Raw genomic sequence first — 26,330 nt, forward strand, 5'->3', positions numbered from 1 at the left:
ACTTGAAACATAGAACTTAAAACTTAAATGGGAGGATATTATGGGTAAATTATTTGGTACTGATGGAGTTAGAGGAATTGCGAATATTGAATTGACGCCACAGTTGGCTTTTCAATTGGGGAGAGCAGGGGCCTATGTACTAGGTAGTGGCAATCACAAACCTAGTATTGTTATAGGAAAAGATACTAGAATCTCTGGAGATATGTTAGAATCTGCCTTGATTGCAGGGATTTGTTCTATGGGTGGCAATGTCATTCAATTAGGCGTAATGCCAACGCCAGGAGTAGCTGTTCTCACGAGACATTTTAAAGCAGATGCAGGAGTTGTTATTTCCGCGTCTCACAATCCAGCAGAATTTAATGGGATTAAATTTTTTAATAAAGATGGTTTTAAATTATCAGATGAAGTTGAAAATGAAATAGAAAAATTGATTTTAGAAGATTATAAATTTGATTTACTTGGAGGCGATTCTGTTGGTGCTATAACACAATGTGATTATCCAGAGCAAGTTTATATGGATTTCTTATTAGAGTCTCTAGATACGGATTTTAAGGGCTTGAAAATTGTTCTAGACTGCGCTAATGGAGCTAGTTATAAAATTGCACCAGAAATATTTACAAAATTAGGCGCACAGATTATCTGTATCGGGGATCAGCCAGATGGTATTAATATTAACTGTAACTGTGGATCTACTCACTTAGGAAGATTACAAGAAGCAGTTGTCAGTGAAGGGGCAGATTTAGGTCTTGCTTTTGACGGCGATGCAGACCGACTATTAGCAGTAGACAATCTTGGTAGAAACATCGATGGCGATCAAATTATGAATATCTTTGCTTACTCCATGGCCAAAGAGGGGAAATTAAAGCAAAACACAGTTGTTGCTACTGTAATGAGCAATATGGGCTTAGAAATAGTGTTAAAAGAGTGTAATTGTAAGGCTGTAAAGACTGCAGTAGGAGATCGATACGTATTAGAGACCATGCTAAAAGAGGACTATAATCTTGGTGGAGAGCAATCCGGGCATATTATTCTTTTAGACCATAATACTACAGGCGATGGTCTTCTTACAGCAGTGCAATTAACTCAAATTATAAAAAAAGAAAACACTTCCTTACAAATGTTAGCAGACAAGATGACCATATATCCTCAAGTCCTCGTAAATGCTAAAGTAAAAAACGAAAACAAAAATAAATATTTAGAGGATATTATTATAGAAGAAAAAATAGCGGAAATCGAAGAACACTTCCATGGAAAAGGAAGAGTGCTGATACGCCCTTCAGGAACAGAACCTTTAGTTCGGGTTATGATTGAAGGCGAGGACCAAGAAGAATTAGAGTCTATAGCTCGAGAACTTGCAGACCTAATTGTAGAAAGGCTAGGCTAGTTTTAAGCAAAGTCATTCACTTTGGCATTACAAATAGAAAACCCCTTATTAACGAAACTCTTATTTAAATGCAAATAATCAAAGGTAACGGTACCTAAAAGGGGTTTTACATAGAACATAGAGGAGCAACGCTGAAGGCGTTGCTCCTATTCTTTAAAGTATTCAATTAAGTAACAAATCTCATGATCTGATAAGCTAATGTCATATTTCTCGCCTAAGAAAAAGAATTCTTTCTTAATAATTTTATATAGCTTTTTATTAGAGGTAATCACTTCGGGTTTATTAGGGTGATTTAAAGTGATTTTATGATCTTTTAGTCTACTAATCATAAAGGCTAAATGTAGTATCAAGCCAATGACATTAGAATCTCCTAGTTTTGTATTCGTTTTTTGAAGTACATTGTTGATATATTCATGAACATCTTCATAAAGTTTTTCCCCGTCTAAGTTTTGAATATTCTCCTTTAAAACCATAGGTAACCTTACTAAAGTTGTCTTTACATCGATGATCTCTTGTAGCTCATCTAAAACAGACATGCTTATGACATCGTGCATACTAAAATGTTTAATAGAAGTATTTATAGGAAAGGAAGAGATTATAAATAAAATTTCTCTCTCTAATTGCATTTTAGACAAAGTTTTCATAAATTCATGTTGGTCTAAACTATTTATAGGTATAATTTCAAATAAGCTTTTATCGTATTTCAGTTGATTATTCAATATATTTTTAATGGCAATGGATCCACCCTCACCTGTTAGACAAGTAGTAATGATAGCAATCTTTCTTTTTTCTACAGAAGGATCTGGGCTGATTCGATCGCTTATATAGGACTGTACTTGTAAAACATCATTATATATATAGTCTAAAGGGGTGCCAAGTAATGCCTTGCGAGTTGCCTCTATGACGTGAAGAGTTGAAACTAAGGGTATAGATTTGCAAGGAGTTTTTAATTCCTCCTCAATCATTTCTGAGAAAGTAGTCAGAGAACCCATATCTACTAAGAGGAGATAACCTGTAGCGTGTTTGTCCTCTAAGATGATTTTTTTTAATTTTTCGTATACTTTAGATGGGCTTTCATCTAAGGGCGCATCTAAGGCTATTGCATATTCTTCTCTAAGTAGCCCATTGACCACATTGACCATTGACGTTGCCGTAGAAGACCCGTGAGCAATGACGATAATTTTGATATGATCTTTTTTTGCCGTTTGGACATATTCTGGCAGAAAGAAAATAGTCAAGTATCCTGCTTCATCATCAGAGATATCGCCTTTAATGTGTTCACTTATAATGTTTTTGGCTTCTAATGCTATTTTGTATTCTTTTGGATAAGTGGTTCTTATATTAAGGAGTTGTGGATTGATAATATTTTTTTTATTGCGAATCCTCTTTATGAGTGTATCGATGTGCAAAGCAAGGGCAGTATAGCGATTACTGTTAAAATCTTTATCTAATTTAGAAGACACAAAGGAGATTACTTTATCAACACAAGCCATAGTATCTTTGCCTAACAGATTTTTGATTTCAGATTTATTGGCTTCTTCATCTTCTAAATTAATATACTTTTGAAAATGTGCCATAATATCTTTTGCTAGAACTTGATCAATATTGACCTCTGATATTCCTTTTGCTTGAAGCTGTGCTAACTTATTTTCAATAAAAGAATAAATATGATTATCTTCTTCTTCAATGGTAGGGATATCTGTTTTCATATTAGGTGCGAAGCGAAAGTACTCTACCTCCTCGCCTGTTAGTTTATTCCAAATCATACGGTGTTCCTTTTCCTTGAGAAGACCTTCACGTATATGAATAGGTAAACTTCTGCTACTAATTCGAACATCCTGTCGTACATTTGTTAGAAACTCAGAATAGGCCTTAGCGCAGATAAGCTGTATATCGCTTTTTAACTGCCCAATATTACCTTTGCACTCGTAGGATAAAAGAGCGCGAATCGTATTGCATGATACATAAATATCTCGACTTAATTTGATGCTCTCTTGCTTAAAAAAGCTCTTAATTAAATACAAACGCTCATCAAAAGCTCTCTCCTTAAGAGACGGAATGCTAAACATCATGGGTATTCTTCTAGTGAAGGTTTGTAATAAAGCAGAGCTAGGATCTTCTGTAGTGGCGGTTATGATTAAAGCATGGGTACTTCTAGGTTCACTATCTCCCATCCGGCGAAAAGTATTTGTATCTAAATAAGTAAACAAGGCTTCTTGACCTTCCGGAGGGAGTCGATGTACTTCATCTAAAAACAAGATTCCACCGTCGGCTTTTTCTATGAGTCCTACCCGATCGGATTCAGCCCCAGTATAGGTCCCCTTTTTTACACCAAAAAGTTGCGATATGAGTAATTGTGGATTATTACTATAATCTGCACAGTTAAATACGATAAAGGGAGCATCTTCTGGAAGTACATCCATTTCTATAGCATAAGAGTGCATTAATGAGACAAACATAGATTTTCCTACGCCTGTATCTCCGAGTATCAAGGTAGCTAAGCCCTTTGGGGGATAGAGTATGGCAGCTTTAGCCTGGTCTCTAGCGTCTTTTAAGCTCGTATTGTATTTTACTAGCTCATCTAATTGAGTGGTGACTGTTTTGGTAAGAGAAGCAGAAGCATTCTCTATATAGAACAAAACAGGCCTTCCAGAAGTCTTCTTTATTTTTCCTTCTTTGTATAGTTTGTTTAGTTCATTGCTCACATTTGAGCGACTCATTCCTAAAATATTTGCTAGTGTTTGAGTAGTGACGCCATGAGGATCATTTAATTCTTGTAATTTATTGTATATAAGTGTGTTGTTGTTCAAATAATCACCCTTTTATTATTTAATACATTTATTATAACCTATTGTGACAATGAAAACCATATAGAGTTTAAACACTAATCATAAAACACGTTAAAAACCTAAAACACTAAAAAGGATAAACCAAACACTACCGTATGCGTTTAAAACACTATTGTCGAAATATAAGATTTTACGCAAGATGAATTGGGTTTTAGTGTTTGGCATGAGAATTGCTATTAAGAAAGTATAGAATACACAATAAAGTACAGAATAAAATCAAGAATACATAATTAAAAAGGAGGAAATAGTAATGAATGAAATGGAAATGACTATTATGCAGTTAATTATACATTCTGGTGATGCTAAAACTCATGGATATGAAGCCATAAGAAGAATAAATGAGGGAGATAGTGAAGGTGCTGACGAAGAAATCAAATTAGCGCATGATGCATTAATCGTAGCGCATAATGCACAAACTTCATTACTACAAAAGGAAGCAGCAGGCGAAAAAGTAGAAATTTCAGCACTGTTTGTCCATGCTCAAGATCATCTTATGACGTCTATGAGTGAACTGAATTTAATTGAACAAATTGTGGAACTGCGTAAAGTAGTCAATACATTATTAGAAAATCAAAAATAAGAGGAGGATTAATAAGATGATAAAAATTAAATTGTTTTGCGCAGCAGCATTTTCAACGAGCGCTCTGGTAGAAAAAATGAAAAAAGCCGCTGCAGATAGAGGACTAGAAGTAGATATCGAGGCATGCGCCCAAGGAAAATTAGCGGATTCTTTAGATGATTTAGATGTGGCTTTATTAGGACCTCAAGTAGCATATACGCTACCAAAATCGCAAAAAATATGTAATGAAAAATGTGTACCTGTTGCGGTAATTCCTATGGCTGATTATGGCATGATGAATGGGGAAAAAGTATTGGATTTTGCACTTAATCTTATAGAAAAAAATAAAGAAAATAATCTCTAAGGGGGTAAAGAAATGAGTAAACAAGATTTTGGAAATAAACTCATGGAAATGATGATGAAGTTTGTCAACATGAAAGGAGTTATCGCATTAAAAGAAGGTATGTTAAGTATCTTACCTTTGACTGTAGTAGGATCGATATTCCTTATTATTGGAGCTTTACCATTTAAAGGTGTTACAGACTTTTTAACAAACACTTTTGGACCAGATTGGACAGCGCCATTTTGGCAAGTTCATGGCGGTACATTTGCAATTATGGGTATGGTTGCTTGTTTTGCAATCGGTTACTCATACGTAAAGAATGAAGGATATGAAGCACTTCCAGCAGGAGTATTATCCATTGCAACCTTCTTTATTATTCAAAATTCATTTGTCACGTTAGAAGGTGGCGAAGTAGTGAATGATGTCATTTCAAAAGCATGGACTGGTGGACAAGGAATGATCACAGCTATTATCGTAGGTTTATTTGTAGGTGCTACGTACTCGTGGTTTATGAGAAAGAAAATCGTTATTAAAATGCCAGATAGCGTACCACCTGGAGTTGCAAATCAATTTACAGCTTTAATACCAGCAGCATTTATCTTTGCTGTATCCGCAATAGTATATGGAATATTTAAATTTGGTTTACACACTACATTCATTGAATGGATTTATACTGTTTTACAAGTACCACTACAAGGCTTGACAGATTCTCTACCAGGTGCAATAGGAATTGCTTTCTTTATCTCTTTCCTATGGTGGTTTGGTGTACATGGACAATCTATCGTTAATGGCATTGTGGTATCTTTACTGACAGCAAACTCTGTAGCCAATGCCGAATTACTTCAACAAGTAGGGTCAGTAACTGTAGAAGGTGGCGCCCATATTGTAACACAACAGTTCCTTGATAGTTTTATTATTCTTTCAGGATCTGGAATCACTTTTGGTATTGTATTTGCAATGTTATTTGCTGCAAAATCAGAGCAGTATAAGAGCTTAGGAAAAATGTCTGTAGTGCCTGCAATATTTAATATTAATGAACCAGTTGTTTTTGGATTTCCTATAGTATTAAATCCACTTATGTTCATTCCTTTTATTGCCGTACCAGTAATTGCAGCATTGCTTGTATACGGTGCTATTGCTATCGGATTCTTACAACCTTTCTCAGGAGTAATACTACCTTGGAGTACACCACTTCTTATTTCAGGATTAATGGTAGCTGGTTGGAAAGGTGCTTTGATGCAAATCATCATCTTAGTAATGTCTGTATTAGTATATTTACCATTCTTCAAAAAACAAGATCAAATTACCTATAAACAAGAACAAGAAGCAAAAACAAAAGCATAATAAAACGCCTCGCACAATATCAAAGTGCGAGGCGTTCTTTCTTTTATTTAAGTAAAAAATCTTTTTTAATTCTAATTATTATTTTTATCATCCAGAGGCTTTAGCCGAAGGCTCACTGCTTATAATATGCACAAGAATAAATAGAATAAGAGCTAAGCTTTAATGCAAATAATTAAAATTAAGGATTACCATTGGTGATCTATAGGGGTTTGACTTACAACTTACAAGGTAATTCATGTTACTACAGTACCTATGGCACTGTAGTAACATGAATTCCTTTTTTTTCAAATGTTTCACGTATTTTATCTGGAATATTAGCATCTGTGTATAAAGCATCTATATCCCCAAGAGAAAAAAGACTTACCAATCCGTGACGATCAAGTTTAGTGGAGTCGCTGAGGATAATAACTTTGTTTGCTGATGCTGCCATAGATTTTACAGCTTCTGCACGCATTAAATCTGAAGCCATAAAACCAATAGTTGGTGAAAATCCATCTATACCTATGAAAAGTTTATCTACATAAAATTGTTGTGCGCAAATTTTTGTAATAGGTCCTACATTTACTTGAGATTCTTTTTGATACTCGCCACCCAGTAAAATCACCTTGCAATTTGAGTATTGTCTAATATAAGAAGCAATAAAAGCAGAGTTAGACATGATTGTAATATCTTTTTTGCTTTTAGCAATTTCTTCTGCAAAAATAGCACAACTAGAACCAGATTCAATCATAATGGTTTCCCCATTTGAAACAGTCTCTGCTGCAGATCGTGCAATCTTTAATTTGATATTGTAATTGACCGCAAGTCTATTGTTAATATCGTCGCTTTCATTTAAAACTGCATATCCGTGCTCCCGATTAATAAGGCCCTTTTCCGATAAGATATCTAAGTCCTTACGGATGGTCACTTGGGAAACATCTAATAGTTCAGATAGTTTCGATACTTCTATTTTTCTATTTTCATTGACAATATTTAAAATTTTTGAAAGTCTATCAGTCATCTTTTCCTCCTATTATTACGGATATGTAACTATTATAATATATTTACAACCTAGATTATAGTATAGAATCCTTTTATTTTGCGAACAATTTTAGTATACCCATAAATTATATCATAGATAAGTTTCAAATGAAAAAAAATATATATCAAATGAAGAAATATATATTTACATATGGATATAATTAAGCTATGATATTCATATAAAGGACAATGAGGTGAGCTAATGGAAGAAAAAAGAGCTGTAATATTTAATATCCAAAAATTTAGTATACATGATGGCCCAGGCATAAGGACGGTAGTGTTTTTTAAAGGATGTCCCCTTAGATGCCTTTGGTGTGCCAATCCAGAATCACAAATTGGAAAAATTCAGATTAGCTGGGACGATACAAAATGTGTAGAGTGCAATAAATGTGTTGAGTCTTGTCCAGAAGGATCCATAATAAATATTAATGGGCGAAAGCAAATAGATACGAATAAATGTAAGAATTGGGAAACCATTATAAAAGATTGTCCAACTAAAGGTTTTACTGTAGAAGGTCAGTATAAAAGCGTAGATGAGATTGTGCAAGAAGTCCTAAAAGATAAAGTATTTTATGAAGAATCTGATGGAGGGGTTACGCTATCAGGAGGAGAAGTATTGCAGCAGGCGGATTTTGCCATTGAACTTTTAAAGGAATTAAAAAAACATGGTATTCACAGAGCTGCTGAGACTACAGGATATGCAGCACCACAAATATTTGAGCGCTTTATCGAACACATTGATTTACTTTTATACGATATGAAACATCATGATCCTGTGAAACATAAAGAAGCGACAAATGTAGATAATAAAATTACCCAAGCAAATATGCGAACTGCTGTTAAAAAAGGAAAAAGGATTATTGCCCGAATTCCAGTTATTCCAGGTTTTAACGATGATTTAAAGGATGCTGAAGAATTCTGTAAACTGCTAAAAGATATTGGAATTAAAGAGGTAAATCTTTTGCCTTTCCATCAAATGGGTGAAAAGAAGTATGAAGCCCTAGGTATGGAATACAAGATGAAAGGTGTAAAACAATTGCATCCTGAAGATTTAAAGGAATATCAAGAGATATTTGTAAGAGAAGGATTTGACTGTAAAATATAAATTTGTTTTAGATAAAACAACACATATATTACGAATGAAGGAAAAATATTGACATACGTAACTGATTAGTGGTATTATGAAAATATAGAATTATTAAAAATGTAAATCACTATAAGGAGGATTTCTACATGAGTAATTATTTTGGTCATCTAACACCTAGAATGAAGCAATATCGTGAATCCGTATTAGATAAAAAACCATATATAGATGCAGAACGTGCAGTTCTTGCTACAGAATCCTACAAAGAAAACCAAGGGAAACCTGTTAATTTACAACGTGCACTAATGTTAAAAAACATTTTAGAGAATATGACAATTTATATTGAGGATGAAACATTTATTGTTGGAAATCAAGCATCTTCCAATAATGACGCACCAATCTTTCCAGAGTACACGATGGAATTTGTTATAAATGAATTAGATAAATTTGAAAAACGTGACGGAGATGTTTTTTACATAACAGAAGATACAAAAGAAAAATTACGTTTGATTGCTCCTTTTTGGGATGGAAAATCACTTAGAGATTATTCTAAATCTTTATTGCCAGATGAAGTAGCTCCATTCTTGGGATTTTTTGGAATGGAAGGAAAAATGAATTCTGGTGATGCTCACTTAGCTGCTGATTATCCTCAACTATTAAAAGTAGGACTACGTGGATATGAAGAGCGTACTCGAAAACTTAAAAGTAAATTAGATTTAACTGTTCCTGAGAATATTGATAAGTATCATTTTTATCAATCTGTATTAATTGTAATCGATGCTGTGCACACTTATGCAAAGCGTTTCTCAAAACTAGCTCTTGAAATGGCAAAAAATGCTACACCTGAACGAGCAGAAGAATTAAGAGAAATCAGTCGAATTACAGCAAAAGTACCATATGAGCCAGCAGAGACTCTCGCAGAGGCTATTCAATCTGTATGGTTTATACAAGTTATGCTACAAATTGAATCAAATGGACATTCATTGTCTTACGGACGTTTCGATCAATTCATGAATCCATATTATGAAGCGGATCTAGTAGCTGGTCGTATTACAGAAGAACATGCAGTTGAACTCTTAGCAAACTTATGGATTAAGACACTGACTGTTAATAAAGTCCGAAGTCAATCTCATACATTAAGTAGTGCGGGTAGCCCACTTTATCAAAATGTAACAATAGGTGGTCAAACTCGAGACAAAAAAGATGCTGTCAATAAAATGTCTTATTTGGTTTTACGAAGCATAGCTCAGACAAAATTGCCACAGCCAAACTTAACAGTACGTTATCATGCAGGATTAGACAATGAGTTTATGAGCGAGTGTATTGAAGTCGTTAAATTGGGATTTGGTATGCCAGCTTTCAACAATGATGAGACTATAATTCCATCGTTTATAGATTATGGAGTATCTGAAGAAGATGCCTATGACTATAGTGCTATTGGATGTGTAGAGACTGCAGTTCCAGGCAAATGGGGCTATCGCTGTACAGGTATGAGCTATATGAACTTCCCTAAAATTTTGCTTATTACCATGAATGATGGAGTAGATCCAGCTAGTGGACTACGTTTCGCAGAAGGAAAAGGTCATTTTACACAAATGAAATCTTATGAAGATTTGATGGCTGCATGGGATAGTATTGTTCGTGAGATTACTCGTTTGAGTGTTATTGTGGAAAATACATGCGATATTGGAATAGAGCGAAAAGCTCCTGATATTTTATGCTCTACGTTAACTCAAGACTGTATTGGAAGAGGTAAAACCATTAAAGAGGGTGGAGCGATTTATGACTTTATCTCTGGTTTACAAGTAGGAATCGCAAATATGGCAGACTCGCTAGCTGCAATTAAAAAATTAGTTTACGAAGAAGGTAAGATTACTCAACAAGAACTTTGGGATGCGTTAATGAACGATTTCCAAAGCCCTCGTGGAAAAGAAATTCAAGAATTATTAATGGAAGATGCACCTAAATACGGTAATGATGAGGATTATGTAGATCAATTAATTGTAGAAGCATACGATAGTTATATTGATGAGATTGAAAAATATCCCAATACCCGTCATGGTCGTGGCCCAGTTGGTGGAAGACGTTATGCCGGTACATCTTCTATTTCTGCAAATGTAGGTCAAGGAATGAGTACTTTGGCTACACCAGATGGACGTAATGCACATGAACCATTAGCTGAAGGGTGTTCACCAGCCCATAATATGGATAAAGCTGGACCTACAGGAGTATTCAAATCTGTTGCAAAATTGCCAACTGAAAAAATCGTTGGTGGAGTCTTGTTGAATCAAAAGGTAAATCCTATGGTTCTATCAAAAGAAGAAGACAAACAGAAATTGATTATGTTAATTAGAGCATTCTTCAATCGATTGAAAGGATATCACGTTCAATACAATGTAGTATCACGTGAGACCCTATTAGATGCACAAAAACACCCAGAGGATCATAGAGATTTAATTGTCCGAGTTGCAGGGTATTCCGCTTTCTTTAATGTCCTTTCTAAGGCAACACAAGACGATATTATCGAAAGAACGGAACATGTGATTTAATAATAATCTAAAAATAAAACCCCCCTTCTTTAAATAATAAGAGGATACCATGTTTGTATAAGAGCATAGTATCCTCTTTATAAAATGAAAAATATTTATGTAATGCATAGAAAAAATGATAAGGCAAAGAATGGTCTGAATTCCTTTAATGTATTGTAGTATAATATAAATATACGAAATTTTTTATTAAGAGGGATCCCTATGAAATTAAATACAAGTCAAGGGCTTGCACAACAACAAAAACAAATATTAACCACACAAATGCGGCATTCCTTGCAAATTTTAGAGATGCCAATTGTGGATTTAAAGATGGATATTTCAAAAAAAGTAGAAGAGAATCCTCTTTTAGAAGCTCATTATGAAGCCGATCATCCGAGACAGGATGAATTAGATAAGCTTGTTCGAGATGGGAAAAGGACTGAGAAAGAGTATTCTTTTTCGGACACGATTCATTATAATCCTGATAAAGATGTAGATCCTCTCAATTTTGTTACAGTAGAGAAAACATTAAAAGATTTTTTGAAAGAGCAACTAGTGGATGTAAAAGAATCTCATAAGATAAAGAGTATTTGCATTTATATCATCGAAAATCTTGATGAACGAGGATATTTAAATGATAGCGTAGAGAATATAGCAAAAGATTTACATTGTAGCCCTGAGGATGTAGAATACGCATTACAATGTATACAACGGTTTGAGCCATATGGTATAGCTGCGAGGGATTTAATAGAATGTTTAGAAATACAAATTGCTAAAAAAGGTATAGAAGATCAAAAATTAACAGAAATTGTTCAGTATCATCTTCCTCTAATAGCCGATAATAAACTTAAAAACATTGCTACTCTACTAAAAATAAGTATGGAAGAGGTGCAAGAGTATATAAGTATTATCAAAGATTTAGAGCCAAAACCTTCAAGAGGTTTTTTTACTGGCGATGAAGATGTATATATTATTCCTGAAGCTTATATTGAGATTATTGATGGAGAAGTGGTTTTAATACTTAATGATAAACTACTGCCTACATTAGCCATTAATCAATACTATGCGAATATAGCAAAAGAAAAAGGAAATAAGGAAGCAAGTCAATATGTAAAAGAAAAATTAAATGATGCCAAGGTTTTTATGAAAGCTGTGGATTTAAGAAAGGGCACCATCTCTCAGGTTTTGCAGTATATGGTAGAGAAACAAGGAGAATATTTTTGTAATGGTTTGCAGTATTTAAAACCTATGTCCATTGGAGAGGTTGCAGAACAGCTTCATTTAAGCGAATCTACTATTAGTCGAGCAATTAAAGAAAAGTACATACTAACTCCACATGGAATGGTCAAAATAAGAGAGTTGTTTACTAGTGGTATAAAATCTACTGGGCATAAAGACGACTTGATTTCGTCTAATTCGGTCATGTTTCAAATAAAAGAGTTTATTGACGCAGAAGACAAGTACCGTCCCTTGTCTGACAAAGCTATTGCGGAGGCTTTAAAAGAAAAAGGCGTAAAAATCGCAAGGAGAACAGTAGCTAAATATCGAGAAGAATTAGCGATTCCTTCTTCTAGTAAAAGAAAACAATACAAATAGTGTATTCTATGAAATTGTTGGATTTACCAATGAAGAAAGGAATCTTTCTTTAAAATATCTTATTTATTACAAATAAAACTAATTTAAGTTCTAAAGGATGGAGAAAAGCTTAATTTTTATAAAAAAACATTGTGTCCATTTTGAGAATAGTATAATATATTTAACTATGGAGGTGAACACAAAAATTGAATACAATAGCGCCAGGACTCATGTATTGAGTTGACGAGGATGGGGAGTATCGAAATACTCGGCGGATGCCCCAAACAGTTTAAATTCTCCTAAGCTGTCTAAAGGTTTAAAACCCACAGGTAACTGTGAAACAAAGACCTTTCTGAAAATATGGTTATTTATGGTAACCTTTCTTTGCTATGCTCTATAGCAGTTTCTTTTTTGGTACAAATAAAAATATGTAGTCTAAAGATTAGTAGACGGTAAGAATCTCTTTTGCTATAAGCTTACAAAAGAGTCCCTGTTTTGAAAGGAGAATGAATTATGTGTGGTATCGTAGGATATATTGGAAATAAAAAGGCAACAGAAGTACTGATTAACGGATTAAGTAGATTAGAATATAGAGGTTATGACTCAGCTGGTGTAGCTGTTAGCCAAGGCGGAAAAATACATACCAAAAAGCGTAAAGGTAGATTAAAGGTATTAGAAGAGCTTATGGAAAAAGAGCCCTTAGAAGGGACCATTGGGATAGGGCACACTAGATGGGCGACTCATGGGGAACCATCGGATGTAAATTCTCACCCCCATGCCAATGCAGATCATTCTATAGTAATTGTTCATAACGGAATCATTGAAAACTATATGGAATTAAAGGAAGAACTCATAAAAAAGGGGTATCGGTTTTTATCGGATACAGATACAGAGGTTATTGCTCATTTGTTAGATAGTTTATATCAAGGAGATATGGTAAAAACGGTTAGAGAAGCAACTACTTATTTAAAGGGCTCTTATGCTTTAGGTGTTTTATGTCACAATGAGCCAGATAAGATCATAGCAGTGAGAAAAGATAGCCCTTTGGTTATTGGCGTTGGAGAAAATGAAAACTTCATAGCATCTGATATTCCGGCAATTTTAAATTATACGAGAAATGTGTATTTATTGGATGACAAGGAAATTGCCATCTTGACAAAGGAAAATGTGATTGTATTAGATCAACATGGAGAAGAAGCAGGAAAACAAATCTTTAAAGTAGACTGGGACGCTGCAGATGCAGAAAAAGGTGGCTACGAGCACTTTATGCTAAAGGAAATTCACGAACAACCAAAAGCATTAAGAGATACGTTGACTTCGAGACTTTATGATGATAAAAAAGAAATTGTATTAGATAAAATCAAATTAGGAAAAGAAGAATTAGAACAAATAAATCGAATTTATATTGTAGCATGTGGCACTGCATACCATGCTGGATTAATTGGAAAATATTCTATTGAAAAATACGCTAGAATTCCTGTTGAAGCAGATATTGCTTCAGAGTTTAGATATAGAAACCCGATTATGGACGAGAAAACCCTGTTAATTCTCATTAGTCAATCAGGAGAAACTGCAGATACTTTAGCAGCTATGAGATTAGCAAAGCAAAAGGGAGCTCGAGTCATGGCTGTTACCAATGTAGTAGGAAGTTCTGTTTCTAGAGAAGCAGACGATGTACTCTACACATGGGCAGGACCAGAAATTGCCGTAGCTTCTACAAAAGCCTATACCACTCAATTAGCGTGTATGTACATGATCGCCTTACATTTAGGAATGTTAAAGGGAACGATTAATGAAGAAGAACTGACTAAAATCCAGGAGTCCTTAAAGGCTAGCCCTGAAATGGTCGAGGAAGTTATTAAAAAAGAAAGTGCCATTAAAGAATTTGCGTACGACAAATTTAATGTAAATGATGTATTCTTCTTAGGAAGAGGTTTAGACTACTACGCTAGTTTAGAGGGCTCTTTGAAGATGAAAGAGATTTCCTATATTCATTCAGAAGCTTATCCAGCAGGGGAGTTAAAACATGGTCCTATTGCATTAATAGAAGAGGGGACAGTGGTTATAGCCCTTTGCACTCAAACAGAATTGCTTGAGAAGATGATGAGCAATATTAAAGAAGTAAAAGCTAGAGGAGCATATGTTGTAGCCTTAGCCAAAGAAAGCGATAAAGCAATAGAAAAGGAAGCAGATAAAGTCTTCTATATTCCTGATACAAAAGACGATATTGCACCGATCCCCACAGTAGTAATATTACAAATACTAGCTTATTATTTATCTGTAGCGAGAGGTTGCGATGTAGACAAGCCAAGAAACCTTGCTAAGTCTGTTACAGTAGAATAGATAAAAATAATAATTATTCATTTGATTAAAAATAATAAAGTTTGACGAAAGATAATAAAGTATAGTTAAAGATAATAAAGTTTGGTTGAGCCTCGTGAGGTTAATGAAGGAGAAATCCCGATAGACTGCACGAGGCTTTTTGTTGCCCTGCGACGTATCTAGCACCTGAAACTGCAGAGTGCGAAGCACCGTAGAAGATACCCCGCCTGATAAGTAAGCCCATAAATCAATATTGAGAACGCTCCCGATTAAAAAATAAATAAAAAAGTAAATAGAGCCCTACGGGCCTGACAAATCCTCGCCTAATCCCGTGTCTTGGTCGCTCCTGACCATAATTAAATATATAAATATGTAATTATGCGGCAGCATTTCTTCACTACGATATCCCTATATTGCGCTTTCCGCCAAGTCGTGTACGTCGCAGAAGTAATTAAATAAATAATTAAATATGAAAGAAAAATCAAAGTCTGCTGCAAAACTCTCCATTTCTAAGCAGACTTTTTTATCTTTTTTGGCTCTTATTTTTATAATTATATTCAAATTGACTTGCTATAATCAGCAGTTTCACGAGCAGACTTTATTATTCTACCAATATATTCAAAATCCGTTTAACTGTAAGTATATTGTGGCTTTGAGGTACTTTAACCTATAACCAAACTTTTTTATACTTTACCAATCAAACATCAAATTCATCAACTATAAAGAATGATAAAGATGAATTTGGTGATTATAACAGTATATTGATGTCATAAAAATGTAAATTGTATAAACCTATCTATAGCAAAAACCTGGGAGAGTACTGAAATAAGTACATGAAATGATTTTTTATGTATTTATAAAACATGATGATGTAAGAAAGGAAGTCACCACACTCCTTAAAATGGTGATTTATTTTGGAGTCTAAATAAGCTTTTATTAATATTGATTGAGCACTATAATGATATCAGGAGGTGGAATTGTGTATCTAAATTTAGATGAGAGAAGTATGGAACTATTAAAAGTAATTGCATCTCAAGAAGATATCACTTCTAAAGACCTACAAGAAGAATTTCACCTAAGCAGAAATCAGCTTGATTACAGTATTCGAAAGATTAACGAATATCTGCAATTAGAAAATTACGACAAGATTACCCGATCTAATAAAGGCTATTTTAAAGTTGATAAAAAGGTGAAACGGTTTTTCTATGAAAAGAGCAATCCAGAAAGCAAAGTAAAGTACATACCAGCAGAAAATGAAAGAGTGCAATTAATTGTTCTCATGCTCTTATCAAAAGATTATGATTTGTCCTTGTTTCATTTTTCTGATGCCCTAGAGATCAGTAAGAATACTGTGTTAAGAGATTTCAGTAAAGTTAGAGAATTCTTAGCAGAATATAGTATTGAGTTAAATTATTCTAGGACAGAAGGTTATTTCCTAGGCGGTAAGGAATGGGATATTAGAAAACTGATACGGCCTGTAGTAGCTAAAATCTACGATTTCTACAATGGTCAAGAAGCCTTAAAAAAATATGGAAATATGAATCAAACTCAAATAGAAGACTTACAGAATAGAGTAGGGGCTATTGAAAAAAAGCTAAATATTAAGTACAACGATAAACGCATTTGGACAGTGCCTTATGAGTTTGCTATTATAACAAAGCGAATTCAAAACAAAAAATATATCGACAATTATTTTGGTATTAAGTTTAACGAATTGTCTGATACGAAAGAGTACAGCGTAATCAATTCTCTATTTGAGAGCGAGAAGGGTATTGAAATTCCTAGTAAGGAAAAGCTATATATTACACTGCTGCTCCTGTCGTTGAATTTAGCCGAAGCAAATGCTGAATTAGATATTAGTGCATTAAAGCAAAGCATACTAGAATTTCTTGATCTGTTTGAAAAGAGATCTGCAATTGTTCTTTACCATAAACAAGAGCTACAAGAGAAGTTGTACTTACACCTTCGCTCAGCAGTATATCGAATTAAGTACAATATGACGATGGAATATCCGTATATAGATACTTTAGGTAAAGAATATAAGTCTTTATATCATTTAGTAGAATACTCTTTACAGCCTCTTGAAGATTTTGTGGGAAAGAAGTTTCCGGATCAGGAAATCATGTTTCTCTCCATTTTTATCGGAGGGTATTTATACAATAAAGATAAAGCTATAAAAAACATCAATGCATTAGTGGTTTGTCCTAATGGGGTCATTTTCTCTAGTGTATTAAAAAATCAATTAGCGGGGATTTTTCCCTATATCAATTTTTTAAAGTCTGTATCTTTAAGTGAGTTTAATGAAATAAAGAACGATATGCAAGCAGATATTGTCTTTTCATCAGTACCTATAGAATTAAATCAAGATGTGGTAGTGATTAAAGAACCTCTCGATGAAACGGAAAAAAAGAGAATTGAAAATGTAGTATTTCAAAGGCTTTACAATATAAGTAGTGGCAATGTATTTACCAATAAAATCATTCGAATTATAAAAAAGTACTTTGAACTAAATCCAGATATAGAGTTTAAAATTGCCAATGAAATTGAAGATACTTTTCGTTCTCCAATACAAAGTACTAAAAATCAAAGGCTTAAAGAAGAGCCAAATCTAGTAGATATCATTAATCTTGACTTAATAAAGATTACTGATGAAGAATTAAGCTGGATAGAAGCTTTAGAAAAAGCAAGTATACCATTAGAGAACGGGGGATATATTAATAAAATATATTTCGAAGCGATGAAAAGCCAATATGAAAATATTGTACCTAACATTGTTTTAGGGTCTAGCATAATTATTCCTCACTCTAAGCCTGAAGATGGATCAAAGAAATTAGGGATGAGTTTTCTTAAAATCAATAAGGGGATTCCTTATAAAGAGAACAAAAAACTATTTTATATAGTAGTTATATCTACTACAAATCAGCGAAACCATATTAATGCAATGCTGCAATTGTACAATATGTCTATGAATCCAAAAGCATTAAAAGAGTTGCAAAAGGCAAAAACTGCTGATGGTATATACAAAGTTTTAGAAAAATATCAAGAAGTAAAAGTGTAACAGATGATCTATGATCCGTCATCAATTTGCATGAATATGAAATAATCACAAAGTTTTGTGTTTTAAGATGTGGGTATAAATATAAAAAATAAATATTGATAGATATAACGCGCAAGCTTTATATAGGGTTGCAACTTAACCTAGGTTTAAGTAGAGAGGAGGAAAGTTTAGTGGGATTACAAGATTTTCTTAATAATGACTTAGTATTTATTCATACTTCTGCTCGCACAAGTGAAGAAGTTTTTAAACAAGTAGCTGCCAAGGCTATGTCAATGGATATGATTACAGATGCTTTTCTTGAAAAGGTTACAGAAAGAGAAAAGAACTTCCCAACAGGTATTGAAACGGAAAGGTTTGGTGTTGCCATACCGCATACCAATCCAGAGTATGTAAAAAAACAGTTTATTGCCGTTGTAACCAGTCAAGAAGGGGTACCATTCAGTCGAATGGATGATACAAATGCTCAGATTAAAGCAAAGGCTATTTTTGTATTAGGCTTAAATGAGCCACATACTCAATTAGAGTCATTACAAGCAATCATGGCTGTATTACAAAATGACGATAAAATCCAACAGATTCTTGATTCAACAGATGTAGAACAGGTTATACAAAGCATTTTAGCTTAAAAATATAAATTGAGGTGAAAGATTATGAAAAAAAGAATTTTAGTAGCGTGTGGAGCAGGTATTGCGACATCAACTGTAGTAAATGAAAAAATTACTACTTTATTAAAAGAAAACGGTATTGAAGCAGATATTAGACAAATAAAAATTCAAGAAGCAAAGGGTTTAGAAAAGGAAGCAGACTTATTAATTTCTACAACAATTTTGCCAACTACTTTTGAAATCCCAACAATTATCGCAACTGCATACATTTCAGGAATTGGCATGGATAAATTAGATCAAAAAATTTTGGATGCGCTTAAATAAGCCGCATCCTCAGAAATTATCTATAATATAAATAAAGAAAGGGAGTAAAAAATTGGATTCATTATTAGATGTAGTAAATTATATCCTTGGTCTTGGACCTACAGTTATATTACCATTAACACTGACAATCCTTGGTTTGATTTTTGGTACAGGTTTTGCAAAAGCTTTTAAATCAGGTATTACCGTTGGTATTGGTATGGTTGGTGTAAACTTAGTTATTGGCGTATTAACAGACAACTTGGGCTCAGCAGCACAAGCTATGGTTGAACGTTTTGGCCTATCATTAAATGTTATTGATGCAGGTTGGCCAGCAGCAGCAGCAGCTTCTTGGGCAGCTCCCATTGCAGCAATTATTATCCCAGTTGGTATAGCAGTCAACCTTATTATGATTGCTACAAAACTTACAAAAACATTAGACGTTGATATTTGGAATTATTGGCATTTTATCGCAGCTGGTGCAACAGCTTATGCTGTAACTGGCGGAAATGTTTGGTTTAGTATTTTAGCAGCAATTATCTATGAAGTACTTGTTTTAATTTTGGCAGACAAGTTCCAACATTATTGTGAAGATTTCTTCGGATTAGAAGGTGTATCGTTACCAACAGGATCTACAATTGCTTTTGCAATCATTGGTGTACCAGTTGGTAAATTAGTAGGAATGATTCCAGGATTAAACAAATTAAATGCTGATCCAGATACAATTCAAAAGAGATTTGGCATCTTTGGAGAGCCAATGATGATGGGCTTAATACTTGGTTTTGTCATCGGTGTGCTAGCAGGCTATGACATTGGTAAAGCGGTACAAGTTGCAGTTGCCATGGCAGCGGTAATGCTACTTATGCCTAGAATGGTTAAAATCCTAATGGAAGGCTTGATTCCTATTTCAGAATCTGCAAGAGGTTTCTTACAAAAGAAATTCCCAGGTAGAGACTTATACATTGGTTTAGATGCAGCTTTAGCTACAGGACATCCTGCAGTAATCTCAACTGCACTTATGATGTCACCTATTGCATTACTTATCGCTGTATTCCTTCCAGGAAATGCAGTACTACCTTTTGGTGACTTAGCTACATTAACATTCTACTCTGCATTTATCGTAGCATCACGTAAAGGTAATATTATACAATCTGTTATTACAATGTCAGTTGTTGTTTGCTTTAGTTTATGGATGGCGACAAACTTCGCGCCAGTTCATACTCAAATGATGGCAGCAGCTCAAGATGTTGGTACTACAGTATACTCATCATTAGATTTAGGTGGAAACCTATTAAACTGGATCATCTTAAAATTCTCACAATTTATGGCACCATTTGTAGGATAATTGAAAGTTCAAAACATGGTTCAAGTAGAATACTTGGACCATGTTATTGTATAAAATTAGTTCAATTTAGTTAAATGATAAAGGGGTTTTCTAAGATTTAAGGGGTTATACTATCGAAAAGGAGTGATCATTGTGAAAGCGCAAATTTTATATGATACAAATGTAAACAAGCTTGGGGAAGTGGAAGAATCAAAATGCGGTCCTAACGATGTAAGGGTAAAAGTTATGGCAGCAGGTATTTGTGGTTCAGACTCACACAAGATGCAGACAAAATGGAAGTATCAATTGCCAGCAGTTATGGGGCATGAATTTACTGGTGAAGTCGTTGAGATAGGTGAAAATGTAACAAATGTTCAACTTGGGGAACGAGTAGTAGGCATCCCTTTTTTGCCATGTAATAAATGCGAATACTGCGAACAAGGACTCTATTCTTTATGCGATGATTACGAGATGATTGGAACCCACTATCATGGAGCATTTGCTGAAAACTGTGTACTTCCTGCAAAAAATGTATTATCTATTGGAGATTTAGATTACGATCAAGCTGCATTAATAGAACCTTTATCCGTTGCACTTCATGGTGTAATAGGTATAAAGCCTGAAATTGGCGACACAGTTATCGTCTTTGGTTGTGGCGCAATAGGAATGCTTGCCATTCAAGTATTGCTTAACACAGGCGTAAAAGCTATTATAGCAGTGGATATCGACGATGAAAAATTACAACAAGCAAAAGATTATGGATGCCAATACACGATTAACTCTATGAAGGAAGATTTAGTAGGAAAAGTTAATGAGTACACCAATAATCGAGGCGTAGAAATTGCATTAGAGTGTGCCGGTTCTATTATCACTGAAGAACAATGTTTTCGTGTAACAGCTAAAAAAGGAAAAATTGGCTTCTTAGGGATTGCTTATAAAGATATTACAGTTCCACAAGAGTCCTGGGAAAGAATCTTTAGAAGAGAGTTGACTTTAACTGGATTTTGGAATTCTTACAGCGCACCATTCCCTGGCAGAGAGTGGTCCTCGGCTATCGATATGATTCGAGATGGCAAAGTAGATGTAAAGTCAATGATTTCTCATCGCTATAAACTATCTGAGCTTCAAAATGCATATGATATGATTGCTGGTAGAAAAGAAAAATACAATAAAGTTATTATAAAACCACAGGAGGTATAAGGATGAAGGCAGTTGTTAAAACAGCACCAGGCTATGATCAAATGGAGTTTTTAGATATTGAAGAACCAAAAGTATATGGAGATCGAATTAAGATTAAAGTTGCTTATACAGGGGTATGCGGTTCAGATATTCATACTTTTAAAGGTGAATACAAAAATCCAAAAACACCAGTTGTCTTAGGACACGAGTTTTCTGGACAAGTGGTAGAAGTAGGCCCAGATGTAACAAAATTTAAAGTAGGCGATCGAGTAACAAGCCAAACTACATTTGAAACTTGTGGTGTTTGCAGATATTGCTTAGAAAAAGACTACAATTTGTGTAGCACTAGAAAAGGAATAGGAACACAACAAAACGGAAGTTTTACGGAATATGTGCTTTCAAGAGAAGAAAGCTGCCATTTGTTGCCCGATTCTGTTTCCTATCAAGCGGCGGCATTATCAGAACCACTAGCGTGTACAGTACATGCAGCTTTAGAAAAAACTACTGTTCAACCACATGACACAGTATTAATCATCGGACCTGGTGTAATTGGACTACTTTTAATGCAAGTTGCTAAGGCACAAGGGGCAAAAGTCATCCAAACAGGTATTACAAAAGACGCAAAGAGATTAGCATTAGCAAAAGAAATTGGTGCGGATGTAGTAGTAGATACACTTACTGAGGATTTAGAAAAAGTAGTCATGGATATAACAGATGGATATGGAGTAGACAAAGCTTTTGATTGTTCTGGCTCAAAAGTTGCAGTAAATCAAGCATTACCATTAGTAGCAAAAAAAGGAACTTTCGTACAAGTAGGATTATTTGCACAAAAATACAATGAGATTGACAATGAATCTATTATCCAAAGGGAGATTCAATACATTGGATGTCGTTCTCAAAAACCAAGTTCTTGGCCTATTGCTCTAGATTTATTAGCGAATGGTAAAGTGGCTTCAGACAAATTAATTACCAAAGTTTATGATTTGAAAGGCTGGAGAGAAGCCTTCGAAACGACAATAGCTGGTACAGAAATTAAAGTTATGATAAAATCAAACGACTTAGAATAATATAATAGGCTTACCTCTGAATAAATAAAAAGCTATTGGCTTTTTAGAGGTAAAGCCTTTTTTAGAATATACTTAAATAAATAGGCCCATTGAAGAAATACAACTTATTAATTATAAGGTATAATATGTTATAATTAATAAGATATCTTGCATACGATGAGATAAAATTACGCAATAAGGAAAGGTGAAAAAATGAAATTAGTTATTGGTAGCGACCACGGTGGTATTCGATTAAAAGCAGCAATCGTAAAACATTTAGAAGAATTAGGTCATGAAGTAAAAGATATTGGACCTTTTGAAAATAAAAGTGTAGACTATCCTTCTTACGCATTTGAAGTATGTCGCAATGTAACAGAAGGACATGCAGACCTTGGCATCTTATGCTGTGGTACTGGTATAGGGATGTCTATGGCAGCGAACAAAGTACATGGTATTCGAGCAGCAGTAGTTTCTGATTGTTTCTCAGCAGAGATGACAAGACAACATAATAACTGTAATGTACTTTGCTTAGGCGAAAGAGTTGTAGGAGAAGGGCTAGCTCTTAAGATTGTAGACTCCTGGATGAACGCTGAGTTTGAAGGAGATAGGCATCAAAGAAGAGTTGACATTATTACAGAATATGAAAGCAACAAAAGATAATACGAGGAGGGAAATAAATTGTATCTTGATACAGCGAATATTGACCAGATAAAAAAATACATTGACTATGATTGGGTCAAAGGGGTAACGACAAATCCTACATTGATTGCAAGAGAAGGCAAAAGTCGAGAAGAAGTACTTCAAAGCATACTTGAAGTACTAGGAGAGCGTGAACTCTTTATACAAGCAGCAGGAGATACAAAAGAGGAAATTTGCGCAGATGCAAAAAAAATCTTAAAACAAGGCGATAAGAGAATTAAATTAAAAATTGCTGCTAATGAAGCAGGCTTTCAAGCCATGAAAGAAATCAAAGAAGTACATCCTGAAATAGGCATCATTGCAACTGCGATATTTTCTATTGAACAATGCTATATTGCAGCTTTAGCTGGATGCGAATGGGTTGCTCCATATATAGATCGAATGTCTAATCAAGGATTAGATTCAGAAGAAATTGTAAGCAATACAGCACAGCTTTATGCAAACTTAGGCTTAAACACAAAGATCTTAGGCGCTAGCTTTAAGAACACTTCTCAAATTATACACACTATGCTTGCAGGAGCAGATAGCGTAACGATTGCTACAAATTTACTAGATACAATTATGAATAATAAATTAGCTGCTGATAGTATAGCTGTTTTCAATGGGGATGCAAAGAAATTTGGATAATTCCTAAGCAACACCTCTCCCCTTTTTTATTACATAGTAGCGGGAGCTGGATTATTCATCATATAATCATTGAAACAGTAATTAAATACGTAGCACTTACAACTTAAAATAAAATAAAAATCACCTCAAGGGTGATTTTTATTTTATTATTCCATTATAAAAAATGCAATCAATAGGATCGATTAGAGGCTTAGAGATTTGCTCTTGTTTTAGAGCTAAGCCTATTTCTGTACAACCAGCGATGATAAGGTCTGCGCCACTATCTATGAGATTTTCAGCAGTTTTTTGTAGGAGCTGACTTGGCTCTTTACCAGTATTACCGCTTTTAATGCCATTTTTTCCATATATGGCTTCCATGACTTGCTTTTCTTGAGCTTCATCATCTGGTGTTAAGACTTCTATGTTTAAAAGATACTTATTAAAGAGACCACTTTTAATGGTTCCTGAAGTGGCCAAAACTCCTATTTTTGATACATTAGGATTATTATTTACAATATACTTGTAAAGCTCCTCTATAGCATTAATAACCGGTACAGACAGATGACTTTGTATTTCTTCTATAAAGTAATGAGAAGTAATACACGGCAGGAGCAGTAAAGTTGCTCCGATTTTTTCGAGGTTCTTCCCGCCAGCTACAATAGCGGAAACAGGGCTTTGCCCTCTGCCTAAAATGGCGGCTGTGCGATCAGGGATTTTGGGATTGCTATCAATGACAACGCGGTGATGATCTTGATCTTTTTCGACCTTTGTGCCCTTGATGATTCTAGTAAATAAACTCGCCGTTGCTTCAGGTCCCATACCTCCAATAATACCTATAACTTTATCGTCATTCATAGAACTACCTCTTCATTTTATAATATGCTTGTTTACGCAGTATATTTATTTTACTATAAATGTAGAGAAAATCATACCTTGTAATAAAAAAAAGTTGATAATAAGAAAGGTTATCGATATACTTTTTACTGAAAGTATACAATTATATAGGAAGTCGTATTATACAGAGAAACTAATTTAGTTTAAAGATTGCATAGATTTCAAATACAAAATTAGCATTAACAAAGTAGCTGTTTTTGCGGTGCAGATGTTGCAAACAGAAATGTTGATTTTTCGATTGTGCCTCAGAGTAGAAAAGTAAAATGAGGAGTTTAATAAAATGGCAAAAGCAACATAATATAAAGAGTTAGATTTGACACTGTATCGGGTAATACGATATAAATATATGATAGATTAACTAGAAAGAGGAGAAAGTAATGGAGTTTAAAGAAAGAGAATTTATTCCGGTCGTGTTAGGCGGAGATATCAATACGTATAGTGTTGCTAGAGCGTTTTACGAGCAATATCAAGTGAAAACATATACCTTTGGTAAATACCCATCAGGACCAAGTTACAATAGTAAAATTACGGAATATAGCCATAATCCTAAGAATGATGAAGATGCATTTTTCTTAGAAAATATAAATCGTTTTGCCAAACAACATGAATCCAAGAAAATAATAATCCTTGGATGTGGAGATAATTACGTTTCCCTTATTAGCCGATATCAAAAAGAATTAGCAGAGAATATTATTGCTCCATATATTGAATATGATTTAATGAATGAATTGCAGCAAAAACAACTATTTTATCAATTATGTGATAAACATGAAATTGACTATCCAGATACAATAGTACATACAAAAGATATGGGATTAGATTTTGAAATGAATTTTTCTTATCCTGTTATATTAAAGCCATCAGAGAGTGTAGAATATTGGAAACATTCATTTGCTACGCAAGAAAAAGTGTATAGTGTAAATAATAGAAAAGAGTTAAATAAAATCATTTCTGATATTTACGGGGCAGGATATGAAGATGCTTTAATCATTCAGGATACCATCCCAGGAAACGATGAACATATGAGGGTTCTTACTTCTTATTCAGATCAAAATGGCAAAGTAAAGATGATGTGTTTAGGACATGTTCTTTTGGAAGAGCATACACCAAGAGGAAAAGGAAATCACGCATTAATTATTACAGAGTTTAATGAAGAACTAATGTTAAAGGCAAAAAAATTATTAGAAGATTTAAATTATGTAGGGTTCTCTAACTTTGATATCAAATTTGACACTCGTGATGGTAAATTTAAGTTTTTTGAACTCAATACTCGTCAAGGACGAAGTAACTACTATGTAACAGGCTCAGGCTTTAACATAGCAAAATATCTTGTGGAAGAGCATATTTATGGAAAAGAATTAGAATTTGAAATGGCTAAAAAAGAACACTTATGGATGGTTATTCCAAAAACTGTAGCATTTAAATACGTAAAAGATGAAACATTAAAAGAAAAAATGAGACAATTAATTCGTGAAAAAAAAGTGGTCAATCCAATCTTTTTTCACAAAGATTTTGTTTTAAAACGTTTTATGGCGATGTTGAAAACTCATTTAAGTCATTTTATTAAGTTTAAAAAATATTATTATTAATATATAAAGGTTTGTTGATACC

Annotated in this window: 20 protein-coding genes; 17 read left to right on the forward strand and 3 right to left on the reverse strand. The window is 34.1% G+C overall.

The annotated features are described in order from the left end of the window. Nucleotides 1–40: 40 nt before the first annotated feature. Nucleotides 41–1,384, forward strand: a complete 1,344-nt coding sequence (gene glmM / locus Q7P22_RS04530) for a phosphoglucosamine mutase (RefSeq protein WP_303861166.1) — start codon at nt 41–43, stop codon at nt 1,382–1,384. Between the two features lie 146 nt (nt 1,385–1,530). Here glmM and Q7P22_RS04535 read toward each other — a convergent pair whose 3' ends face one another. Further along, the gene (locus tag Q7P22_RS04535) at nt 1,531–4,194 is read right to left on the reverse strand and encodes a sigma 54-interacting transcriptional regulator (RefSeq protein WP_303861170.1); all 2,664 of its coding nucleotides are present in this window, start codon (nt 4,192–4,194) and stop codon (nt 1,531–1,533) included. A 289-nt stretch (nt 4,195–4,483) separates the two neighbouring features. Between Q7P22_RS04535 and Q7P22_RS04540 the strand changes: the two genes are divergently transcribed. The 3 genes from Q7P22_RS04540 to Q7P22_RS04550 are packed head-to-tail and all read left to right on the forward strand — an operon-like array spanning nt 4,484 to nt 6,479. Next, nucleotides 4,484–4,813: a PTS lactose/cellobiose transporter subunit IIA gene (locus Q7P22_RS04540; protein WP_303861173.1), complete on the forward strand. Its 330-nt coding sequence runs from the start codon at nt 4,484–4,486 to the stop codon at nt 4,811–4,813. A 16-nt stretch (nt 4,814–4,829) separates the two neighbouring features. Further along, a complete protein-coding gene (locus Q7P22_RS04545; protein ID WP_303861176.1) occupies nt 4,830–5,156 on the forward strand; it encodes a PTS sugar transporter subunit IIB in 327 nt (108 codons plus the stop codon). A gap of 12 nt (nt 5,157–5,168) precedes the next feature. Beyond that, nucleotides 5,169–6,479 (forward strand): PTS sugar transporter subunit IIC, encoded by a 1,311-nt coding sequence (locus Q7P22_RS04550; RefSeq protein ID WP_303861179.1) that lies wholly within the window; start codon nt 5,169–5,171, stop codon nt 6,477–6,479. Nucleotides 6,480–6,729: 250 nt separating this feature from the next. Here the strand turns inward: Q7P22_RS04550 and Q7P22_RS04555 are convergent, their stop codons facing one another. Further along, nucleotides 6,730–7,479, reverse strand: coding sequence for a DeoR/GlpR family DNA-binding transcription regulator (locus Q7P22_RS04555; RefSeq protein ID WP_303861182.1), 750 nt, complete (start codon nt 7,477–7,479; stop codon nt 6,730–6,732). Nucleotides 7,480–7,701: 222 nt separating this feature from the next. Here Q7P22_RS04555 and Q7P22_RS04560 point away from each other — a divergent pair, with 222 nt between their 5' ends. The 12 genes from Q7P22_RS04560 to Q7P22_RS04615 all read left to right on the forward strand — a co-directional run bounded on the left by Q7P22_RS04560 (nt 7,702) and on the right by Q7P22_RS04615 (nt 23,846). Further along, on the forward strand, nt 7,702–8,604 hold the full coding sequence (locus Q7P22_RS04560; protein ID WP_303861185.1) for a glycyl-radical enzyme activating protein: 903 nt from the start codon (nt 7,702–7,704) through the stop codon (nt 8,602–8,604). 128 nt (nt 8,605–8,732) lie between these two features. Then, nucleotides 8,733–11,132 (forward strand): glycyl radical protein, encoded by a 2,400-nt coding sequence (locus Q7P22_RS04565; RefSeq protein ID WP_303861188.1) that lies wholly within the window; start codon nt 8,733–8,735, stop codon nt 11,130–11,132. 201 nt (nt 11,133–11,333) lie between these two features. Further along, complete coding sequence (gene rpoN / locus Q7P22_RS04570) at nt 11,334–12,707, forward strand: RNA polymerase factor sigma-54 (RefSeq protein WP_303861191.1); 1,374 nt, start codon at nt 11,334–11,336, stop codon at nt 12,705–12,707. A gap of 492 nt (nt 12,708–13,199) precedes the next feature. Continuing rightward, the gene (gene glmS, locus Q7P22_RS04575) at nt 13,200–15,029 is read left to right on the forward strand and encodes a glutamine--fructose-6-phosphate transaminase (isomerizing) (RefSeq protein ID WP_303861194.1); all 1,830 of its coding nucleotides are present in this window, start codon (nt 13,200–13,202) and stop codon (nt 15,027–15,029) included. Between the two features lie 958 nt (nt 15,030–15,987). Beyond that, the gene (locus Q7P22_RS04580; RefSeq protein ID WP_303861197.1) at nt 15,988–18,066 is read left to right on the forward strand and encodes a BglG family transcription antiterminator; all 2,079 of its coding nucleotides are present in this window, start codon (nt 15,988–15,990) and stop codon (nt 18,064–18,066) included. A gap of 170 nt (nt 18,067–18,236) precedes the next feature. Continuing rightward, nucleotides 18,237–18,692 carry a PTS sugar transporter subunit IIA gene (locus Q7P22_RS04585; RefSeq protein ID WP_303861200.1) on the forward strand — a complete coding sequence of 152 codons (456 nt, stop codon included), beginning with the start codon at nt 18,237–18,239 and terminating at the stop codon, nt 18,690–18,692. 24 nt (nt 18,693–18,716) lie between these two features. After that, entirely contained in the window at nt 18,717–18,995 is a 279-nt protein-coding gene (locus Q7P22_RS04590) for a PTS sugar transporter subunit IIB (RefSeq protein ID WP_303861202.1), read from the forward strand. Between the two features lie 52 nt (nt 18,996–19,047). Then, nucleotides 19,048–20,316 carry a PTS galactitol transporter subunit IIC gene (locus tag Q7P22_RS04595; protein WP_303861205.1) on the forward strand — a complete coding sequence of 423 codons (1,269 nt, stop codon included), beginning with the start codon at nt 19,048–19,050 and terminating at the stop codon, nt 20,314–20,316. 132 nt (nt 20,317–20,448) lie between these two features. After that, nucleotides 20,449–21,495 (forward strand): galactitol-1-phosphate 5-dehydrogenase, encoded by a 1,047-nt coding sequence (locus Q7P22_RS04600; protein WP_303861207.1) that lies wholly within the window; start codon nt 20,449–20,451, stop codon nt 21,493–21,495. Between the two features lie 2 nt (nt 21,496–21,497). Continuing rightward, entirely contained in the window at nt 21,498–22,541 is a 1,044-nt protein-coding gene (locus Q7P22_RS04605; protein WP_303861210.1) for a zinc-binding dehydrogenase, read from the forward strand. A gap of 192 nt (nt 22,542–22,733) precedes the next feature. Continuing rightward, nucleotides 22,734–23,180, forward strand: coding sequence for a ribose 5-phosphate isomerase B (gene rpiB / locus Q7P22_RS04610; protein WP_303861213.1), 447 nt, complete (start codon nt 22,734–22,736; stop codon nt 23,178–23,180). 18 nt (nt 23,181–23,198) lie between these two features. Continuing rightward, nucleotides 23,199–23,846: a transaldolase family protein gene (locus Q7P22_RS04615; RefSeq protein WP_113919384.1), complete on the forward strand. Its 648-nt coding sequence runs from the start codon at nt 23,199–23,201 to the stop codon at nt 23,844–23,846. 138 nt (nt 23,847–23,984) lie between these two features. Here Q7P22_RS04615 and Q7P22_RS04620 read toward each other — a convergent pair whose 3' ends face one another. Continuing rightward, complete coding sequence (locus Q7P22_RS04620; RefSeq protein WP_303861217.1) at nt 23,985–24,680, reverse strand: aspartate/glutamate racemase family protein; 696 nt, start codon at nt 24,678–24,680, stop codon at nt 23,985–23,987. Nucleotides 24,681–25,096: 416 nt separating this feature from the next. Between Q7P22_RS04620 and Q7P22_RS04625 the strand changes: the two genes are divergently transcribed. Beyond that, a complete protein-coding gene (locus Q7P22_RS04625) occupies nt 25,097–26,308 on the forward strand; it encodes an ATP-grasp domain-containing protein (protein ID WP_303861220.1) in 1,212 nt (403 codons plus the stop codon). The last annotated feature ends 22 nt before the right edge of the window (nt 26,309–26,330 follow it).

The sequence above is a fragment of the Alkalibaculum bacchi genome, assembly GCF_937875145.1.
Taxonomy (GTDB): domain Bacteria; phylum Bacillota; class Clostridia; order Eubacteriales; family Alkalibacteraceae; genus Alkalibaculum; species Alkalibaculum bacchi_A.

Bases quoted from the DNA above. Each gene is read 5' to 3' on its own strand.
- Q7P22_RS04605 (WP_303861210.1), top strand. From the start codon at position 21,498: ATGAAGGCAGTTGTTAAAACAGCACCAGGCTATGATCAAATGGAGTTT.
- Q7P22_RS04590 (WP_303861202.1), top strand. From the start codon at position 18,717: ATGAAAAAAAGAATTTTAGTAGCGTGTGGAGCAGGTATTGCGACATCA.
- Q7P22_RS04625 (WP_303861220.1), top strand. From the start codon at position 25,097: ATGGAGTTTAAAGAAAGAGAATTTATTCCGGTCGTGTTAGGCGGAGAT.
- Q7P22_RS04540 (WP_303861173.1), top strand. From the start codon at position 4,484: ATGAATGAAATGGAAATGACTATTATGCAGTTAATTATACATTCTGGT.
- rpiB (WP_303861213.1), top strand. From the start codon at position 22,734: ATGAAATTAGTTATTGGTAGCGACCACGGTGGTATTCGATTAAAAGCA.
- rpoN (WP_303861191.1), top strand. From the start codon at position 11,334: ATGAAATTAAATACAAGTCAAGGGCTTGCACAACAACAAAAACAAATA.
- Q7P22_RS04560 (WP_303861185.1), top strand. From the start codon at position 7,702: ATGGAAGAAAAAAGAGCTGTAATATTTAATATCCAAAAATTTAGTATA.
- Q7P22_RS04620 (WP_303861217.1), bottom strand. From the start codon at position 24,680: ATGAATGACGATAAAGTTATAGGTATTATTGGAGGTATGGGACCTGAA.
- Q7P22_RS04555 (WP_303861182.1), bottom strand. From the start codon at position 7,479: ATGACTGATAGACTTTCAAAAATTTTAAATATTGTCAATGAAAATAGA.
- Q7P22_RS04565 (WP_303861188.1), top strand. From the start codon at position 8,733: ATGAGTAATTATTTTGGTCATCTAACACCTAGAATGAAGCAATATCGT.
- Q7P22_RS04545 (WP_303861176.1), top strand. From the start codon at position 4,830: ATGATAAAAATTAAATTGTTTTGCGCAGCAGCATTTTCAACGAGCGCT.
- Q7P22_RS04550 (WP_303861179.1), top strand. From the start codon at position 5,169: ATGAGTAAACAAGATTTTGGAAATAAACTCATGGAAATGATGATGAAG.
- glmM (WP_303861166.1), top strand. From the start codon at position 41: ATGGGTAAATTATTTGGTACTGATGGAGTTAGAGGAATTGCGAATATT.
- glmS (WP_303861194.1), top strand. From the start codon at position 13,200: ATGTGTGGTATCGTAGGATATATTGGAAATAAAAAGGCAACAGAAGTA.